A 17,159-nucleotide genomic window follows, 5' to 3' on the forward strand; every position below is an offset into this window, starting at 1 on the left:
TCTTGATGACTCGGATTGCACCTTGAACCGCGATTTATCTACCTCACTGGCATGGATCTCTACGGAAGGGGCATCGCTCTCTCTGTCTTTCATATGCAGTAACGTCCAAGAGCGACTGTTCACAGGGTACGAGTCACCTTCTGTGTCCACGTTTCGTCCAGGGCCAAAAAGTAGATCCAGAAAGCACCTGAAGTCTGGACGATCTGCAACGACCACCACCGTATACATGAGCTCCTCCATCATCTGAATTGCTACCCTGCGTTCAGGGAGGCATGAGTCAACGCGGCATTTTTTAATAGCTTGGAAGCAGACGCGTGAGCTATTCCAGCGAGCGAAGCATGTCCATGAACATCGGGTACAACAAATCATGTACCTGCCCATCATCAGCGACTAGGCAACCTGCAGCGCCGGCAAACAACTCCTGCTCATGTGCAGGGATGTCCAAGCTACAAACGATCCGGTAGCGGAACAGCCAGCCGCTGGGGAGACGGCCGCAAACCTCCACAGTCTGCTGATAGCCCTCAACAGACAGTGGCCCGGAACCATGTGCCTGAGCACGGACGTACGCCTTGCTTCGGGAAGACTCGCTGTTCATTTGTATTCGAAATAGATGACGTGGGAGCCAAGTCTACTCAATGTCCTGAAAATCCGGATGTCAGCTATGGGTCGGTAGCTGCCTCTCGTCTGAGGAGGCAATCGGCAGCGGCAGACGTTTGGGGTCGTTCAAGCTCTGAGCAATCCGTCCGTTCCGGCTGCCAGCAGTGCGCGTTCACGACTCAAAGGTTTCAGAATTCCTCGAGACCCTGGGACATATTGGTAGAAGTAGTACTGCCCCGTGTCATCGACAAAAATCCGATATACCTCCGAAACCCTCCTGGCGTGACCGTGCGAGATTTGTTCGGCCAACACTTCATAGGACCCAATCCGGAACTCCTCAAGTGTTCTACTGAAGTCCTCGGCCAGATCGATCTTCATTTGGCGAGTGATGCGGTAGTCCAGCAGCAGCGCGAGCACGAAGAGTACAGGCAAGCCAATGGCTACGACGCCAAACAGCAACAACAAGAGCAACCCTTTCATGGCACGCCTCCCTGACATTGCCATCATTAGGCATAGCTCGCGCTGTCCTCCGCCTCAAGCCGCTCCTGAGCGCGGCGAAGCTAGTTCGCTAGGGGCGGTTGATGTCTTTGGGTGAGATGGCCTGGCTTGACCTCTTCCAGCCTTCCTCATAACCTCCCGACGCCCCTGTGAAAGCGACAGGGGAGCGGGTTTGGCGACCCGGAACACATAGGCGCGGTATCGCTTCGTAAGACCGTGACGTATCCGCACGTCCACGGTTCTTCGCTATGGCGGGCCGCGCAGGGAGACCTTCGGGTCTGCCGGTTCTATGTGCCGGTTCGCCAACCTTGCGCGGTTCCGCCACCCAATCCGTTTGGCGACGGACGTGGCGGCTTCTCACACATAGGAGCTGTCCCATGGACGATATCTACGTTCCCACCGTATTCCACCGCTACAACCGTTCCCTGCGCGGCGTGTTGATCGACAACCAGCCCTGGTTGGTTGCCCGCGAGCTGGGCTATCTGATCCGCGAGCGGGTCGAGTCTTATGTTCTTCGATTGGATGACGATCTCTTTCGTGAGGCGCGCTTGATGACGGGCGGCGGCGAAGAGGTCGCTCTGTTGGTCAGTGATTTTGGCGCTTTCTGTTTGCTGCATCGTTCCCGCGATCCGGAGCATCGGGAGTTGCGCAAGTGGATCACCGGGCATGTGTTGCCGACGCTCAGGGATCAGGGTCGAGTGGCTGCGGGGCAGCCGAAGCGCATGCTGGCGAAAGGCGAGGGGCGGCCGGTGGCGGTGCTGGACTGGCAGGGAGAGCTGTGGGTGCCGATGGGGGAGGTGCCGCGGTTGATGCGTGAGGAGAGGCGGGGGAGGTGGTGGCGGAGGGAGTGATTGTCTCCGCTGAGTGAAGTGGGTTCGCGAGCAAGCTCGCTCCTACAGGTTCAGGGGAAGGTCGGCGTTGGGCGTTGCCCTCTCCCCAGCCCTCTCCCTGATGGGAGAGGGGGCCGTTTGGCGTGTGGGGATGGGGTGGAGTCAGCCGGTCAGAAACGGTGATTCCGGTTCTGGCGCGTTCACGCAGCCGGCGGCGTGCCTTCGGCGTTGGCGACCACGGCGTCGATCTGGATCGCTGCGCCCTTGGGCAGGGCTGAGACGCCAACGACGCGGCGCGCCGGAGTGCCACCCGGGAAGTAGGTCGCATACACCTCGTCTACCGCGGCGAGGTCTTCGATGCTGGCCAGGAACACGTTGACCTTCACCACGTCGGCGAGCGCATGGTCGATGCTTTCGACAATGGCCTTGAGGTGCTTGAAGCACTGCGCGGCCTGTTCCTTCACGCCGCCTGCCACCAATTCACCGGTCTTCACATCCAGCGGCAGCTGGGCGGAGATGTGGTTGTAGTGAGAGAAGGCGACCGTCTGGGTGGAGTAGGGGCAGCGCGGTGCGGCGTCGGTGTTGTGCGCCTTGATGACGATGCCGTGGCGGTCTTCCACCGCTTGCGGCGGGGTGCCGTCGCCATGGGATACCACGGCTTCGACCTGCACCAGGGCGTCCAGCGGCAGCGCTTTCGCCTGCACCACGGTGCGGGCCGGGAAGTAACCGACCGCGCGGGCGATGGCCGAATCGGGGAAGAAGGTGGTGTAGACCTGGTTCACCGCATCGATGTCAGCGAGGTTCTTGACGAAGACGGTGATGCGCACGATGTCGTCGAAGGGCACGTCGATGCCTTCGAGGATGTTCTTGATGTTGCGCAGGCACTGCGCGGTCTGTTCCTTGATGCCGCCGGCCACCAGCTTGCCGGTGCGCGGGTCGACGGGCAGTTGAGCGGAGAGGTTGTTGTAGTGGGAGAAGGCGACCGACTGGGTGGAGAGCGCATTCAGCGGCGCGTTCTCGGTGCTGCCTTCGACCTTGATCAGGTCGCCGGCCTGCGGGGCGTTGGGAATGGTGCCTTCGCCGCAGGTGATGAGGGCTTCGACCTGTACCTTGGCGCCCAGCGGCAGGGTTGTCACACCAACGGTAGTGAGGGTCGGGAGGTAGTCCGGGAAGAAGGTGGCGTGGACCTTGGCGATGGCTTCGGCATCGGCGATGTCGGTCAGGAAGATCGAGATGCGCACGCTGTCGTCGAGTGTGTGGCCGATGCTTTCCACCACGGCCTTGAGATTCCGGTAGCACTGCTCGGCCTGTTCCTTGACGCCGCCGGCGACCAGTTTGCCGGTGGCGGGGTCGACGGGGAGTTGTGCGGACAGGTTGTTGTAGTGGGAGAAGGCGACGGTCTGGGCATACGGGCCGATGCCCTGGGGTGCCTTGTCGGTGTTTCTCGCCAGTACTGCGTTGTAGCCACTCATAGGGTTGCTCCCTGGTTTGCTGGGAATCCGTGGGTTTCGTGGCAAAGGCTTACGTCGCTTCGCTATCGGTCGTTGCCACTGTTGGTCAGACGACGGATATCGAACTCGTCGAGAGGTGCGCAGACTATCGGGTCAAGGAGGGCGACCCCTTTGACTTAAGGCAAGGGTAGTGGGGTCTGTTTACCGGGTTGTTTCAATTGGCGATGGGCGTTAGTCGGGATGGTTGGCACGCGTTTCACTGGAGGCGGGGTGCCTGGGGGTTTCCCTCTCCCCAGCCCTCTCCCTGAAGGGAGTGGGGGTATTCGAGTGAGGCGTGCCTGCTGTGCTCTCCTGGTGCTTTGGTATCAGGATGAGACCAAGGCTGCGCTTTGCGCCGTCCTGGTCCCCTCTCCCTTCAGGGAGAGGGTTAGGGAGAGGGGGCTCTGCGCAATTGAGTGTCAGAAGATGTAGTCGGTAGTCAGGAAGCTGGAATCGCGGTCACGGATGATCTGGCTGATCAGCGCCTTGTTGGCATCGGTGAAGCGCGTGGCGACCAGTGTGCGGATGGAGAAGGTACGCAGCGCATCGTGGACGGAGAGGGTGCCTTCGGCGGAGTTCTTGCGGCCGTTGAAGGGGTAGCTGTCCGGGCCGCGCTGGCACTGGGCGTTGATGTTGATGCGGCCGACCTGGTTGACGAAGGCGTCCACCAGCGGGCCGATCTGCTCGGGGTCGTCGCCGAACAGGCTGAGCTGCTGGCCGTAGTCGGACTGCAGGACGTAGTCGATCACTTCCTTGATGTCCCGGTACGGCACCACCGGCACCAGCGGACCGAACTGCTCCTCGCTGTACAGGCGCATGTCGGCGCGCACCGGGCTGAGCAGCGCGGGGTAGAAGAAGCTCTCGCGGCTTTCGCCACCGCCCGCGTTGATGACCCTGGCGCCCTTGGCCAGGGCGTCCTCCAGCAGGCCGTTGAGGTAGTCGACCTTGCCCGGCTCGGGCAGCGGCGTCAGCGCTACGCCGGGCTCCCAGGGCATGCCCGGCTTTAGCTCGGCCAGCTTGGCGCTGAACTTGTCGAGGAAGCTGTCCAGCACGTCTTCGTGAACGAAGAGGATCTTCAGCGCGGTGCAGCGCTGGCCGTTGAAGGACAGGGCGCCGGTGATGGCTTCGCTGACGGCGTTGTCCAGGTCGACGCTGGGCAGGACGATGCCGGGGTTCTTGGCGTCCAGCCCGAGGGCTGCGCGCAGGCGGTGCGGGCGCGGGTGGAGCTTCTTCAGGTCGGCGGCGCCGGAGTGGGTGCCGATGAAGGCAAAAACGTCGACCTTGCCGCTGGCCATCAGCGCGCTGACGGTCTCGCGGCCGCGCCCGTAGATGACGTTGATCACGCCCGGCGGGAAGCTGTCGCGGAAGGCTTCGAGCAGCGGGCGGATCAGCAGCACGCCGAACTTGGCGGGCTTGAAGACCACCGTGTTGCCCATGATCAGCGCCGGGATCAGCGTGGTGAAGGTCTCGTTCAGCGGGTAGTTGTATGGGCCCATGCACAGCGCCACGCCTAGCGGCACGCGGCGGATCTGCCCGAGGGTGCCTTGCTCCAGCTCGAAGCGGCTGGATCGGCGGTCCAGTTCCTTGAGTGCCTGGATGGTGTCGACGATGTAGTCGCAGGTGCGGTCGAACTCCTTCTCCGAGTCCTTGAGGTTCTTGCCGATCTCCCACATCAGCAGCTTGACCACGGCGGTGCGCTGCTCGCGCATGCGGGCGAGGAAGCGTTCGACGTGGGCGATCCGCTCGGCCACGCGCAGGTTCGGCCATTCGCCCTGGCCGTTGTCGTAGGCGGCCACGGCGGCATCCAGTGCGGCGAGGGCGGCATCGGCATCGAGCAATGGCGTGCTGCCGAGGATGACGGGCTCATCACCCCGGTCGGTGGCGAGGAACACCGGGCTGCGCACCGGCGCGAGCGGGCCATCCCAGCGGCGCAGTTCGCCATTGACCAGGTACTCGCGCTGCTCGACGGGCGCGTCGGGGCGCCAGGCGTCGGGGATGTCGGTTAAGCGGGGGAACAGATGGTCGAGCTTGTTATTGGCGGGCATGACACATCCCTCGGGGGAAGGTGGGCGACGGGTCTGTTTTAGATCGTAGCTACGGTTTAGTAAATCGATTCAGCACTATCGCCATGCTTTTCGTAGGGCGGATAACCGCTTGCGGTTATCCGCCGTGGGGTTCGGGGCGTGGGCGGATGGCGGATAACGCGTGCCGCGTTATGCGCCCTACGAGTGTTGCACTGGATGTGGGGCGGGCAGTGGTTGCAGGAGTTCCTGCTGCTCGGCGTAGCGGGCGCGGATGTCGAAATCGCGGGGCCAGGTGGGTTGCGCGGGGGCTTTCGGAGTTGCGGAGGAAGTCACGGGCGATACCTCGTTGCAGGAATCCGGTTGGCGGGCGGTTTGGGGAGCTCGCCGGGTGTTTTTGAGCGAGGCCTGATGGGTATCGCTGCGCTCCACGCCATCCTACGAACGGAGTTCGTTAGGGCTCCCGTAGGATGGGTGGAGCGAAGCGATACCCATCGATCAGCGCATCAGACGAACAACGACAGCAGCAGAATGAAGCCCAGGCCGACCACCGAGAGGATGGTTTCCATGGCCGTCCAGGTCTTGAAGGTCTCCATCACGCTCATGTTGAAGTACTGCTTCACCAGCCAGAAACCGGCGTCGTTGACGTGGGACAGGATCAGCGAGCCGGCGCCGGTCGCCAGCACCAGCAGCTCACGATTGACGCCGGGGATCAGGTCGATCACCGGCACCACGATGCCTGCGCCGGTGATGGTGGCGACGGTGGCGGAGCCGGTGGCGATGCGGATCACCGCGGCCACCAGCCAGGCCAGGAGGATCGGCGAAATCTGTGCGTGCACCGCCATGTGGCCGATCACGTCGCCGACGCCGCTGGCCACCAGCATCTGTTTGAAGCCGCCGCCGGCGCCGATGATCATCACGATGGCGGCGGTGGGCGCGAGGCTCTGGTCGAGCAGCTTGAGGATCTTCTTCGAGTCGAAGCCGCGGGCGTGGCCGAAGGTATAGAGCGACAACAGCAGGGCCAGCAGCAGGGCGGTGATCGGGTGGCCGATCATGTCCAGCCAGGCACGCACCACATGGCCGTCGGCGAGCATGACGTCGGCGAAGGTCTTGAGCAGCATCAGGAACACCGGCAGCAGCACGGTGAACAGGGTGACGCCGAAGCTCGGCAGGTTGCTGGTGTCCGGCTCGTGGGCGATCTGCGCCACCAGTTCTTCATTGGGCTGGCCGGGGATCACCTTGGAAATCCACGCGCCGAAGATCGGGCCGGCGATGGCGGCGGTGGGCAGGGCGACCAGCAGGCCATAGAAGATGGTCTTGCCGATGTCTGCGCCGAACACGCCGATGGCCAGCAGCGGGCCCGGGTGCGGCGGCACCAGGCCGTGCACGGCGGAGAGTCCGGCGAGCAGCGGGATGCCGATCTTGATCAGCGATACGCCGCTGCGCCGCGCCACGATGAACACCAGCGGCACCAGCAGGATGAAGCCGATCTCGAAGAACAGCGGGATGCCGACCAGGAAGGCGGCGAGCATCATTGCCCAGTGCACACGTTGCTTGCCGAAGGCCTGGATCAGTGTGCGGGCGATCTGATCGGCGCCGCCGGACTCGGCCATCATCTTGCCGAGCATGGTGCCCAGCGCGAGGATAATGCCGACAAAGCCGAGCACACCGCCGAAACCGTCCTGGAAGGACTTGACGATGGTTGCCACCGGCATGCCGGAGGTCAGGCCGAGGAAGCCGGCGGCGATGATCAGGGCGACGAAGGGATGGATCTTGAAGCGGGTAATCAGCAGGATCAGGCCGATGATGGTGACCACCGCATCCAGCAGCAGATAGGTCTCGTGGGACATGCCGAGCATGGGGCTCTCCTGTTGTTGTCGTTGTGTGCCGGAGCGGCTCTTCTCTAGGGTGTAGAGAGTTTGGTGAGTTGAGATAGCGCTATCTTGAGCGGGCAGGCGCTATCGGGGTCAGTCGCTGGAATGCTGTCGCCACCACAGGTGGGCGGCTTCGGCCAGGTCATCGACCGGGCGGGTGGCATCCAGGTGCAGGGTCAGCGGTTCGCTCAACGGTGGTTCGAGGGCGGCGAACTGACTGTCGATCAGGCTGGCCGGCATGAAGTGGCCGGGGCGGGTGGCGACGCGCTCGGCGGCGGCGTCACGGGTCAGCTCCAGGAACACCACGCCCAGGCCGGGCACGGCGCGGCGCAGGCGTTCGCGGTAGATCAGCTTGAGCGCGGAGCAGGTGAGGACCGGGCGCTGGCCGGCGGCGATGGCTTTCTGCAGCTCGGCGGCGAGAGTGTCGAGCCAGCCGGCGCGGTCATCGTCGGTGAGCGGGATGCCGGCGCTCATCTTCTCGATGTTGGCGGCGGGGTGGAAGGAGTCGCCCTCGATGGCGAACGCACCGTTGCGCAGGCACAGGGCCTCGCCGACGCTGGACTTGCCGCATCCGGAGACACCCATGATGAGCACGGCATCGATGGAGGTGGTCATGGAGGGCCTCATGGCTGAGACAGCGCTGTCTTTAGTGGGCGTAACGAAAAGCATCGGCTGCCTCCGTATTCTTGTCATTCTAGTCGGTGTGTCTCGCGCTCTCGGCAGAGGTGATCTGACGGCGGGCGAGGGACCGGTTGAGCCGGCCTCAGGCAATTGCCCTGGTCACGAGACAGCGCTACCTTAGTGCCTCGATTTTTATTTGGCAATACGCCTGATGACCGCCCAGAAGAACGATAAGAAGAACGACAGGAACTCCCGCACCACTGGCAAACCCACGCTCAACGACGTGGCGCGCCGCGCCGGGGTAAGCCCGATCACTGCCTCGCGCGCCCTGCGCGGGGTGAGCACGGTGGCCGAGGAACTCTCGGAAAAGGTCCGACAGGCGGCCAGCGAACTGGGCTATGTGGCCAACCCGGCTGCCCGAGCGCTGGCCTCCAAGCAGAGCCACAACATCGTGGTGCTGGTGCCGTCGCTGGCCAACCAGTTGTTCATCGAAACCCTCGAAGCCATCCATGCGGTGATGCATCCACGCGGCCTGGAAGTGCTGATCGGCAACTACCACTATTCCCGCGACGAAGAAGAGAACCTGCTGCGCAACTACCTCGCCTACCAGCCGCGCGGTTTGTTGCTGACCGGGTTTGATCGCACCGAAAGCGCGCGGCGGATGATCGAGGCCAGCGGTGTGCCGAGCGTCTACATGATGGACCTGGACCCCGGTGCAGGGCTGCACTGCGTGGGCTTCTCGCAGATTCGTGCGGGGGAGGCGGCGGCCAGGCACCTGCTCAAGAGTGGCCGCAAGCGCCTGGCCTATATTGGTGCGCAGCTGGATCAACGCACCTTGTTGCGTGGCGAAGGTTACCGCCGCGCGTTGCAGCAGGCCGGCTGCTATGACCCGGCGCTGGAAGTCCTTACGCCGCGCCCGTCTTCGGTGGGGCTGGGCGGCGAATTGTTCCGCCAGTTGCTGGCCAGCCAACCACAGGTGGAAGGCATCTTCTTCGGTAACGACGACCTCGCCCACGGCGCCTTGCTGGAAGCCATGCGCCACGGCATCCGTATCCCCGAACAGGTAGCGGTGCTTGGCTTCAACGACCTGCCCAGTTCGGAATTCATGGTGCCGCGCCTGTCCAGCATCCGTACGCCGCGCAAGGCCATCGGCACCCATGCGGCGGAACGCCTGCTCGACCTGATCAACGACAAGCCGGTGAGTGAACCGGTGATGGATCTGGGGTTCGAGCTGATGGTGCGCGAGAGCAGCTGAGCACCGGCGCTCCTACAGGGGGCGTCGCCGTAGGATGGCGTGGAGCGAAGCGATACCCATCAATCCTGCACGCCGACAGCATGGGTATCGCTGCGCTCCACCCATCCTACGTCCTAAGGTGCATGCCGTAGCGGTTCTTCGTAGGAGCGAGCTTGCTCGCGAACCGCTTTGATGCCAGTGCCGTCGGAGAATCTGTTCGCGAGCAAGCTCGCTCCTACATAAAGCAGTCCGCAGGGAGCGCCGGCCAGGCATAAAAAAGCCCGCTGGAGCAGCGGGCATTAGTGCGGAGGCAAAACATCCCGGCGGGCAAGCCGCCGGAGCAATCACTCAATACGCGTCGCTCATCCCATCGGTGATGGTGATGCCCTGCTTGCGCATTTCCTGGATCAACCCGGCGCGGGTGCCCGGCAGGTTGAGCAGGGCCTGGTAGCGCGTGGCTTTGACTTCCTCGGCGGTGTAGGGCTTGAACTCGGCGGGCATGCTGTCGCCCGCCATGCCGTCCTTGCGCAGCAGCCAGTTGAGCAGGTCAGCCAGTTGCGCGTCGTTCAGCGCGGACTGGGACATGCCCGGTACGCGCACGAGGAATTGCCGGCCACCGTCGACCTTCAGGAAGTTGCCCACGAAGCCGTGCAGGCGCGGCGTGTCGTTGGCCTTGCTGCCGCTGCCTTCGGTGAGGTGGCAGCCGGCGCATTGCAGCTGGTAGTTGGTGGCCGGGGTATAGCTTTGCTGGGAGATCGGCTTCTGCACCTCCTCGTTGCCGGGCGCCGGCCGTTGGTGCGGATCGGGGATCGCACGGGCTTGGGCGATGGGGGCGACCAGGCTGCAGAGCAGGGCGCCGACAACGAGACTGCGCATGTGACTTCTCCCGACCTAGACCGCGACGCCGCGGATGATGGTGACGGTGCAGTTGTAGATGCGCGACTCCGCGCCCAGGCACCAGTTGACGTCGTTGTTGTTGAACGGACGGTACAGCGGTTCCTCGCTCTCGTTGCGGGTACAGGCGCACTGGGAGCAGCTGTGCTTACCGCAGCAGTCGTTGTAGGAAATGATGTAGTCCTTGCCGTCTGCCGGGTTGCGGCAGGTGCCGATCCAGGTCACCTGGGATGCATCGGTGCCGGGCGGGCAGGAAGTGGTGGTGCCGCCGCAGCAGGAGCAGAGGAAGCCGTCGATGGAGCAGTAGCGCCAGTAGTCGCAGCTGTTCGGGTCGCCGGGATCGCCGGCCTTGGGGGCCTCGGCGGCCAGCGCCTTGGAGGTGCGGTCGATCGGCAGGATGATCGGCAGCGCCGCGCCGGCCACCAGCAGCGAGCCGAAGCGGCCCAGCAGCTTGCGCCGCGAGGTGACGTTGGCCACCTGGCGGGAGGAGCGCTCGAACAGGTTGTCGAGGAATTTCATTCTTGTTCTCTCCGTGATCAGTGGCTGTGGCCGTGGCTGGCGTCGTGGGTGTGCACGCCGTTGTGGCTGTGGCCATTCATGTACTGCTGCAGGGTGGCGCTGCCCAGGTGCTCGACCTCGAACAGGCTGTCCAGGTGTTCGCGGGAGTTCACCAGGCCCTTGGCGCGCAGCACGCCCTTGCTGTCGATCAGCGCGGCGTAGGGCAGCTTGCCGATCTGGTAGGTCATGCCGACTTCCGGGCCGACCACGTAGGCGGCTTTCTCCAGGCCATGCTCGGCGATCAGTGCCTGCTGGGCGGCCATGTCGCCGTCGCTGACGTAGATCACCTCCAGCTCGCCGGCCTTGTCCTTGGCGATGGATTTGATTGCCGGCAGCAGCGATTTGCAGATCGGGCAGGTCGGCGAGAGGAAGAACAGCAGCTGGCCGCGCTCGCCTTCATAGCCGAAGTTGACCGGGCGACCATGGCGGTCGGCGGCGGTGACTTTCGGCGCAGGCTCGTTGACGGCCACGCCCTTGTCGACCATCAGCGCGCCGGCCGGAGCGATGCGGCCGTGGAGGACGCCGATCTGGCGCACCAGCGCCATCACGGTGAAGGCGAGGGCGATGAGCAGCACCCAGAGAAGAATGTTGGAAACGATCAGGCCTTCCATTTGTTCACCTTCCGATGAGTTTGAGCAGACGGGGATGGTTCGCCAGCAGGCTGTCGGCCGCGGCGTACAGGAGCAGGGTGACGGCGCTGGCCGCGAGGATCACGAAGGCATCGAACACGCCCAGCTCGCGAGCCTGCGGGCTGCTGGCGGCGAGCAGGCCGAGACCGGCGATGATCGCGTTGCGCAGCAGCAGCACCGGGCGCAGCGGTTGCATCTGGCCGGGGCCGGAGCAGCCGCAGTCGATGTCGCGGCGACCGCGCCAGAGGTTGATGCCGATGGCGCCGGCATAGAACAGGATCAGCGCCGTGGCGGCCAGGGCCGCGACGTGGCGGCTCGCCGGTACCAGCAGGGCGAAGGCAATGACGCCCTCGACCACTGGCAGCACGCGGGCCACCGGACCGACCAGCGAGGCTGGCAACAGGCCGTAGTCTTCGACCTGGCGGGCGAAGCGCATCGGCGCGCGCAGCTTGTGGCTGGCGGCGCTGGCGAGCAGCACCGCGACGGCCACCGCACTGGCGATGATCAGGATCGGATCGGAAAACATATCCGTACCTCTCGGTTAGCTTTCTTGAAAGGCTTAGTGGCTCAGGACCAGGATCGGGGTCTTGGCGATCTTGTCCATGGCGCCGTTGTACTTGCCGGTCTTCAGGTCGAAGATCTGCAGGCCGCCTTCGATGTCGGTGCCCAGCAGCAGCGGCTTGTCGTCGGTGGTGGCGTGCAGGCTCCATACCGGCTTGGGCGCTTCCAGGGTGCCGATCTTCTTCTGTGTCTTCAGGTCGTAGACCCAGATGAACGGGCTCGGGTCTTCCCATTTGCCGGCGCTGTGCTCTTCATGCATCAGCACGTACAGGCGGTTCAGCTTGGGCGCTACGGCCATCAACTGCCAGCCGCCGGTACCCCAGCCTTTCTTGCGCTCTTCGTCGGTGGTCAGCGACCAGCTCGGCAGCATCTTCGGCTTGTCGCCGGAAACGTCCACCGGCTTGACCATGCCGTCGGTGGTCACGAAGAAGTAGGTTTCGCCCACGGCCAGGCCGCGTTCGTTGAGCTTCTCCTTGTTCGGGTCGAAGAACGGCGTCTGGCTGCGGCCGGTTTCCTTGCCGTCGTCGCCGATCTTGGTGATCTGCAGCTGGCCGTCACCGCACAGCGAGGCGAAGGCGCGCTTGCCCACCGGGTAGTTGAGCACGCAGCCGCTGATGGCGATTTCGCTGGCGACCTTTTTCTCTTGCGTGTCGACCACGGTGACCGAGGTGGACGGGGTGAAGTTGTAGATGTAGACGAAGCGATCGTCGGAGCTGGTGCCCAGGGCGTACTTCTGGGTCAGGATCGAGGCGCGCTTGGCCGGGATTTCCACTTCCCACTTCGGACGCAGGTTCGAGGTGTCCCAGGCGGTCAGCACGTCGGTGCGCACGCCACGGGTGCCGCGGGAGTAGAAAGTATCAGCGGAGTACAGGGTCTTGGCGTCGTGGCTCAGGGTGGACGGAGCGACGAAGCCGGTGCTGACCATGCCGAGCATCTTCTTCTGCTCGGGGTCGACCACGGTGACGCGGCCGGCGATGAAGTTCTCGAACTCCACGTCGACGATGTACGCACGGTGCGGCGAGGGCGGGAACGGCAAGACGGTCTCACCGATGCTCTCGGTCGGCAGCTCGGCTTGGGCTGCGCCCATCGCGAGGCAAGTTGCCAGCGCGAGGACCGATGGAGCGAGGAACCTGGCGACGCTCATTGGCGGGTACTCCCTTTTTCTTGTTGGCGGGCTATCTGTTGTTATCAGGCCGTCAGCCAGGGGCGGACAGCGGACGGAACATTGAGGAGAGTCTGCCTGCGTCGGTTCGTGCCGGACTTGTTGTCCGTGCCATTTCCTTGTCTGGGGGTGACAGGGTGTCGCAGGGAGAAAGTGCAGACGGCTGCCGGGCTTGGAAGGAGAAAATCCGCCGAACGGCACAGGCATGGATCAAGGCTTCGTCAGTTTTTGGTGCGAAAAAGCTGCATCGTGCCCCGAAAATCCGCACAATGCACATTTGAGCTATCTTGAAACGCCGTTACACCCACCGGAAGTGTGCATTGTGAACAATTCACAATGTTCGACATGCTCAAAATTTCCGCGTCGTTCCTGATTGGCTTTTCCGGCCCGCTATTTGCGTTGTGCCGGGAGTCCTCAACCAATCCTCGCGGAGACCCCTCTCGATGAGTTCCCCCAGTGAGTTCCCCCTGAGCGCGACGCCCAGGGAAGGGCGCAAAGGCCTGCTGCCCATCGCCATGGTCCTGTTCAGCTTCACCTTCTTCACCGGCACCATGTTCGCCGGCGGCAAGATCGGCATGGCCTTCGACTTCGTCGACATGCTCTGGGTTGCCTTCATCGGCAACGTGCTGCTCGCCATCTACGCCGCCGCCCTGGGCCTGATCGCCTCGCGCAGCGGCTTGAACACCGTGCTGATGGGGCGCTTCTGCTTCGGCGAGCGCGGCAGCAAACTGTCAGACTTCCTCCTCGGTTTCGCCGAACTGGGCTGGTATGCCTGGGGTACCGCCACCGTCGCCATCGTACTGGTCAAGATGCTCAGCCTGCCCGAGTGGCTGAACATTCCGCTGATGGTGGTGTTCGGCCTGCTGTTCTCGATCACCGCGATCATCGGCTTCAAGGGCCTGGACATCATGTCCCGCGTGTCGGTGCCGCTGATGTTCATCCTGCTGGTGGCGTCGATGGTCATCGCCACCAACCATGCCGGCGGCTGGAGCGGCCTGCTGGCGAAGGAGCCGAGCCAGACCCTGACCTTCTCCGCCGCCGTGACCATGGTCTTCGGTACCTTCGCCAGCGGCGCAACCCAGGCCACCAACTGGACCCGCATGGCCCGCAGCGGGCGCATCGCGGTGATCGCCAGCGTGGTCGCCTTCCTCATCGGCAACGGCCTGATGATCGTCGCCGGCGCCTGGTGCGCCATCGTCTACCAGAACGCCGACATCGTCGAAGTGATGGTGCTGCAGGGGCTGTCCTTCGCCGCGGTAATCATGCTCTGCCTGAACCTGTGGACCATCCAGGGCCCGACCATCTACAACGTCTCCGCCGCCGCCTGCCACCTGGTGCGCAGCGAGCGCCGCCGCACCATGACCCTGCTGGCCGCCGGCATCGGCATCATCCTCGCCATCGGCGGCATGTACGAATGGCTGATCCCGTTCCTGGTGCTGCTGGGCTCGATCATCCCGCCGCTGGGTGGCGTGATCATGGCGGACTACTGGTACCGCAACCGCGGCGAATACCCGGCGCTGGTGGGCACCCACATCCCGGCATTCAACGTCTCGGGTCTGGTGTCCTACGCGGTCGGTGCGGGCCTGGCCTATGCCTCGCCATGGATCGCGCCGCTGGTGGGCATCGCCGCGTCGGCCCTCTGCTACATCGTCCTCACCGAAGTCACCCGCGCCCGCGCGCCGGTGGCCGAGCCGCGCGCTTGAGCCTGAGCGTCGAGGAAATCCTCCGTCTGCCGGGGCTGGAAAGCCTCGCGCTGCGGGCCGGCGCACGCAATCTGCATCGCAGCGTGCGCTGGTCCTACGTGGCGGAGAACGTCGGCATCGCCGACTGGGTGATGGGTGGCGAACTGGTGTTCGTCACCGGCATCAACCACAGCCGTGACGAAGCCAACCTGCTGCAGCTGGTGCGCGAAGGCGTTGCCAGCGGCATCGCCGGCATCGTCATCCTCACCGGCGACGAGTTCATCCGGCGCATTCCCGAGTCCGTGATTCATTTGGCCGAAGCCGAGGGCCTGCCGCTGGTCGAGCAGCCCTACGCGCTGAAGATGGTCATCGTCACCCACCTGATTGGCACGGCGCTGGTGCAGATGACCCAGGTGAAGACCTCACGCCGGGACATCCTCGGCCAGTTGCTGAGCGGCGACTTCCCCAGCCTGGAAATCGTCCGCCGCCGTGCGCAACACCTGGAGTTGCCGCTGGAGGTCCCGCGCCGTCTGGTGGCGCTGCGGCTGTCCGGTGTCGACACATTATTCCAGCGGCATGAACCGGAAGAGGCCGAGCGCGCGCTGCAGCTGACCCGTCAGCGCTTGCTCGACCATCTGGAAAGCTGGCAACAGGAACGCCGCGAGCGCCTGCCGGTGGTGATCCAGGGCGACCTGTTCGTCCTGCTGCTGGCCGATGTCGGGCGCGCCGAACTGCAAGCCCTGGCGGCCGGGCTGCAACAGGAACTGGCGCCGCTGCGTGCCTACCTCGGTCTTTCCTCCTGCGCCGATAGCTGCGCGGAATATCCCCGCGCGTTGCTCGAGGCCCGTCAGGCACTGGACGTCGCCGAAGGCATGCAGGCGCCCGGTGGCTTCTGCGACTACCGTGAGCTGGGCGTGCTGCGCCTGCTGCGGGCGATCCCCGATCGCGCGGTGGTCGAGCAATTCCTCAAGGACACCCTTGGCCCGCTGATCGATGCGGGCCGCAAGCAGCCGCACCTGCTGATCGAGACGCTCGACGCGCTCGTCCAGGAGAACGGCAACGCCCTCAAGGCCGCACAGCGCCTGGGCATCCACCGCAACACCCTGAACCAGCGGATCGCGCGCATCGAGGCCCTGAGCGGCCAGTCCCTGGACGACGCGCAGTTCCGCCTGAATACCTCCGTGGCGCTGCTCATCTGGCGTATGTCCAGTGCGCCGCGCCACGAATAGCCTGAAGAGGACCTCCGAGCCCATGAAAATCATCAACGCCTCGCTGCGCAAGCAGACCGGCCTGTTCACCATCCGCTGCGAAGGCGACGTCATTGCCGAAGTCGTCCAGCAAACCGGCAGCGTGGCCGCCAGCGGCGACGACATCGACGCCCGTGGCAACCTGGCCATCGCCCCGCTGGTGGAGCCGCACATCCATCTGGACGCCACTCTCACCGCCGGCGAGCCGGAATGGAACATGAGCGGCACGCTGTTCGAAGGCATCGAGCGCTGGGCCCAGCGCAAGGAAACCATTACGCACGAGGACACCAAGTCCCGCGCCCACACCACCATCCGCATGCTGGCCGCCCATGGCATCCAGCACGTGCGCACCCACGTCGACGTGACCGATCCGACCCTCGCCGCGCTCAAGGCCATGGTGGAAGTCCGTGAAGAGGCGCGCCACCTGGTGGACCTGCAGATCGTCGCGTTCCCGCAGGAAGGCATCGAGTCCTACGAGGGCGGCCGCGAGCTGATGGAAGAGGCGATCCGCCTGGGCGCGGACGTGGTCGGTGGTATCCCGCACTTCGAGAACACCCGCGAACAGGGCGTCAGCTCCATCAAGTTCCTCATGGACCTGGCCGAGCGCACCGGTTGCCTGGTGGACGTGCACTGCGACGAGACCGACGACCCGAACTCGCGCTTCCTCGAAGTGCTCGCCGAGGAAGCCCGCGTGCGCGGCATGGGCGGCCGTGTCACCGCCAGCCACACCACGGCCATGGGTTCCTACGACAACGCTTACTGTTCCAAGCTGTTCCGCCTGCTCAAGCGTTCGGGTATCAACTTCGTCTCCTGCCCGACCGAGAGCATCCACCTGCAGGGCCGTTTCGACACCTTCCCGAAACGCCGTGGCGTGACCCGCGTAGCCGAGATCGACCGCGCCGGCATGAACGTCTGCTTCGGCCAGGACTCGATCAAGGACCCGTGGTACCCGCTGGGCAACGGCAACATCCTGCGCGTGCTGGATGCCGGTCTGCATATCTGCCACATGATGGGCTTCGATGACCTGCAGCGGGCCCTGGACCTGGTCACCGACAACAGCGCCCGCGCGTTGAACCTGGGCGCGCGCTACGGCATCGCCGCCGGCCGTCCGGCCAACCTGCTGGTATTGGGGGTGGAGAGCGACTACGAGGCGGTGCGCCAGCAGACCAAGGCGCTGTATTCGATCCGCAATGGTCGTGTGCTGATGAAGCGCGAGCCGGAGCAGGTGACGCTGGTCGAGTGACGGGTCGGCTCTTCGTAG

At 64.3% G+C, this 17,159-nt stretch carries 15 protein-coding genes; 5 read left to right on the plus strand and 10 right to left on the minus strand.

Annotated elements, in window-relative coordinates:
* Positions 1-723: 723 nt before the first annotated feature.
* Positions 724-1,077, minus strand: a complete 354-nt coding sequence (locus tag FAS41_RS15515; protein WP_138523735.1) for a hypothetical protein — start codon at positions 1,075-1,077, stop codon at positions 724-726.
* 395 nt (positions 1,078-1,472) lie between these two features.
* Between FAS41_RS15515 and FAS41_RS15520 the strand changes: the two genes are divergently transcribed.
* The gene (locus FAS41_RS15520) at positions 1,473-1,946 is read left to right on the plus strand and encodes a BRO-N domain-containing protein (RefSeq protein ID WP_138523737.1); all 474 of its coding nucleotides are present in this window, start codon (positions 1,473-1,475) and stop codon (positions 1,944-1,946) included.
* Positions 1,947-2,125: 179 nt separating this feature from the next.
* Here the strand turns inward: FAS41_RS15520 and FAS41_RS15525 are convergent, their stop codons facing one another.
* From FAS41_RS15525 to FAS41_RS15540, 4 genes are all read right to left on the minus strand, one after another.
* Entirely contained in the window at positions 2,126-3,397 is a 1,272-nt protein-coding gene (locus FAS41_RS15525) for a RidA family protein (protein ID WP_138523739.1), read from the minus strand.
* 437 nt (positions 3,398-3,834) lie between these two features.
* Entirely contained in the window at positions 3,835-5,460 is a 1,626-nt protein-coding gene (locus tag FAS41_RS15530; RefSeq protein WP_138523741.1) for an NADP-dependent glyceraldehyde-3-phosphate dehydrogenase, read from the minus strand.
* Between the two features lie 482 nt (positions 5,461-5,942).
* Positions 5,943-7,295: a GntP family permease gene (locus tag FAS41_RS15535; protein ID WP_138523743.1), complete on the minus strand. Its 1,353-nt coding sequence runs from the start codon at positions 7,293-7,295 to the stop codon at positions 5,943-5,945.
* 108 nt (positions 7,296-7,403) lie between these two features.
* A complete protein-coding gene (locus FAS41_RS15540; protein ID WP_138523745.1) occupies positions 7,404-7,925 on the minus strand; it encodes a gluconokinase in 522 nt (173 codons plus the stop codon).
* Between the two features lie 217 nt (positions 7,926-8,142).
* Between FAS41_RS15540 and gntR the strand changes: the two genes are divergently transcribed.
* Positions 8,143-9,186 (plus strand): HTH-type transcriptional regulator GntR, encoded by a 1,044-nt coding sequence (gene gntR / locus FAS41_RS15545; protein ID WP_138523747.1) that lies wholly within the window; start codon positions 8,143-8,145, stop codon positions 9,184-9,186.
* A gap of 327 nt (positions 9,187-9,513) precedes the next feature.
* Here the strand turns inward: gntR and FAS41_RS15550 are convergent, their stop codons facing one another.
* Genes FAS41_RS15550 through FAS41_RS15570 form a run of 5 tightly spaced genes read right to left on the minus strand, consistent with a single transcriptional unit; the run spans position 9,514 to position 12,894 of the window.
* The gene (locus FAS41_RS15550; protein WP_138523749.1) at positions 9,514-10,041 is read right to left on the minus strand and encodes a c-type cytochrome; all 528 of its coding nucleotides are present in this window, start codon (positions 10,039-10,041) and stop codon (positions 9,514-9,516) included.
* 15 nt (positions 10,042-10,056) lie between these two features.
* On the minus strand, positions 10,057-10,578 hold the full coding sequence (locus FAS41_RS15555) for a methylamine dehydrogenase light chain (protein ID WP_017518360.1): 522 nt from the start codon (positions 10,576-10,578) through the stop codon (positions 10,057-10,059).
* A 17-nt stretch (positions 10,579-10,595) separates the two neighbouring features.
* The gene (gene mauD / locus FAS41_RS15560) at positions 10,596-11,228 is read right to left on the minus strand and encodes a methylamine dehydrogenase accessory protein MauD (protein WP_054910258.1); all 633 of its coding nucleotides are present in this window, start codon (positions 11,226-11,228) and stop codon (positions 10,596-10,598) included.
* Positions 11,229-11,232: 4 nt separating this feature from the next.
* A complete protein-coding gene (locus FAS41_RS15565; protein WP_088421441.1) occupies positions 11,233-11,772 on the minus strand; it encodes a MauE/DoxX family redox-associated membrane protein in 540 nt (179 codons plus the stop codon).
* Between the two features lie 33 nt (positions 11,773-11,805).
* Complete coding sequence (locus tag FAS41_RS15570; protein WP_425049046.1) at positions 11,806-12,894, minus strand: amine dehydrogenase large subunit; 1,089 nt, start codon at positions 12,892-12,894, stop codon at positions 11,806-11,808.
* A 518-nt stretch (positions 12,895-13,412) separates the two neighbouring features.
* Here FAS41_RS15570 and codB point away from each other — a divergent pair.
* Genes codB through codA form a run of 3 tightly spaced genes read left to right on the plus strand, consistent with a single transcriptional unit; the run spans position 13,413 to position 17,141 of the window.
* Entirely contained in the window at positions 13,413-14,672 is a 1,260-nt protein-coding gene (codB, locus tag FAS41_RS15575; protein WP_138523753.1) for a cytosine permease, read from the plus strand.
* Positions 14,669-15,880, plus strand: a complete 1,212-nt coding sequence (locus FAS41_RS15580) for a PucR family transcriptional regulator (protein ID WP_138523755.1) — start codon at positions 14,669-14,671, stop codon at positions 15,878-15,880. The genes codB and FAS41_RS15580 overlap by 4 nt, the downstream gene beginning before the upstream one ends.
* Before the next feature lie 22 nt (positions 15,881-15,902).
* On the plus strand, positions 15,903-17,141 hold the full coding sequence (codA, locus tag FAS41_RS15585; protein WP_138523757.1) for a cytosine deaminase: 1,239 nt from the start codon (positions 15,903-15,905) through the stop codon (positions 17,139-17,141).
* Positions 17,142-17,159 lie beyond the last annotated feature (18 nt).

It is taken from the genome of Pseudomonas nicosulfuronedens (assembly GCF_005877905.1).
Lineage (GTDB): Bacteria > Pseudomonadota > Gammaproteobacteria > Pseudomonadales > Pseudomonadaceae > Pseudomonas > Pseudomonas nicosulfuronedens.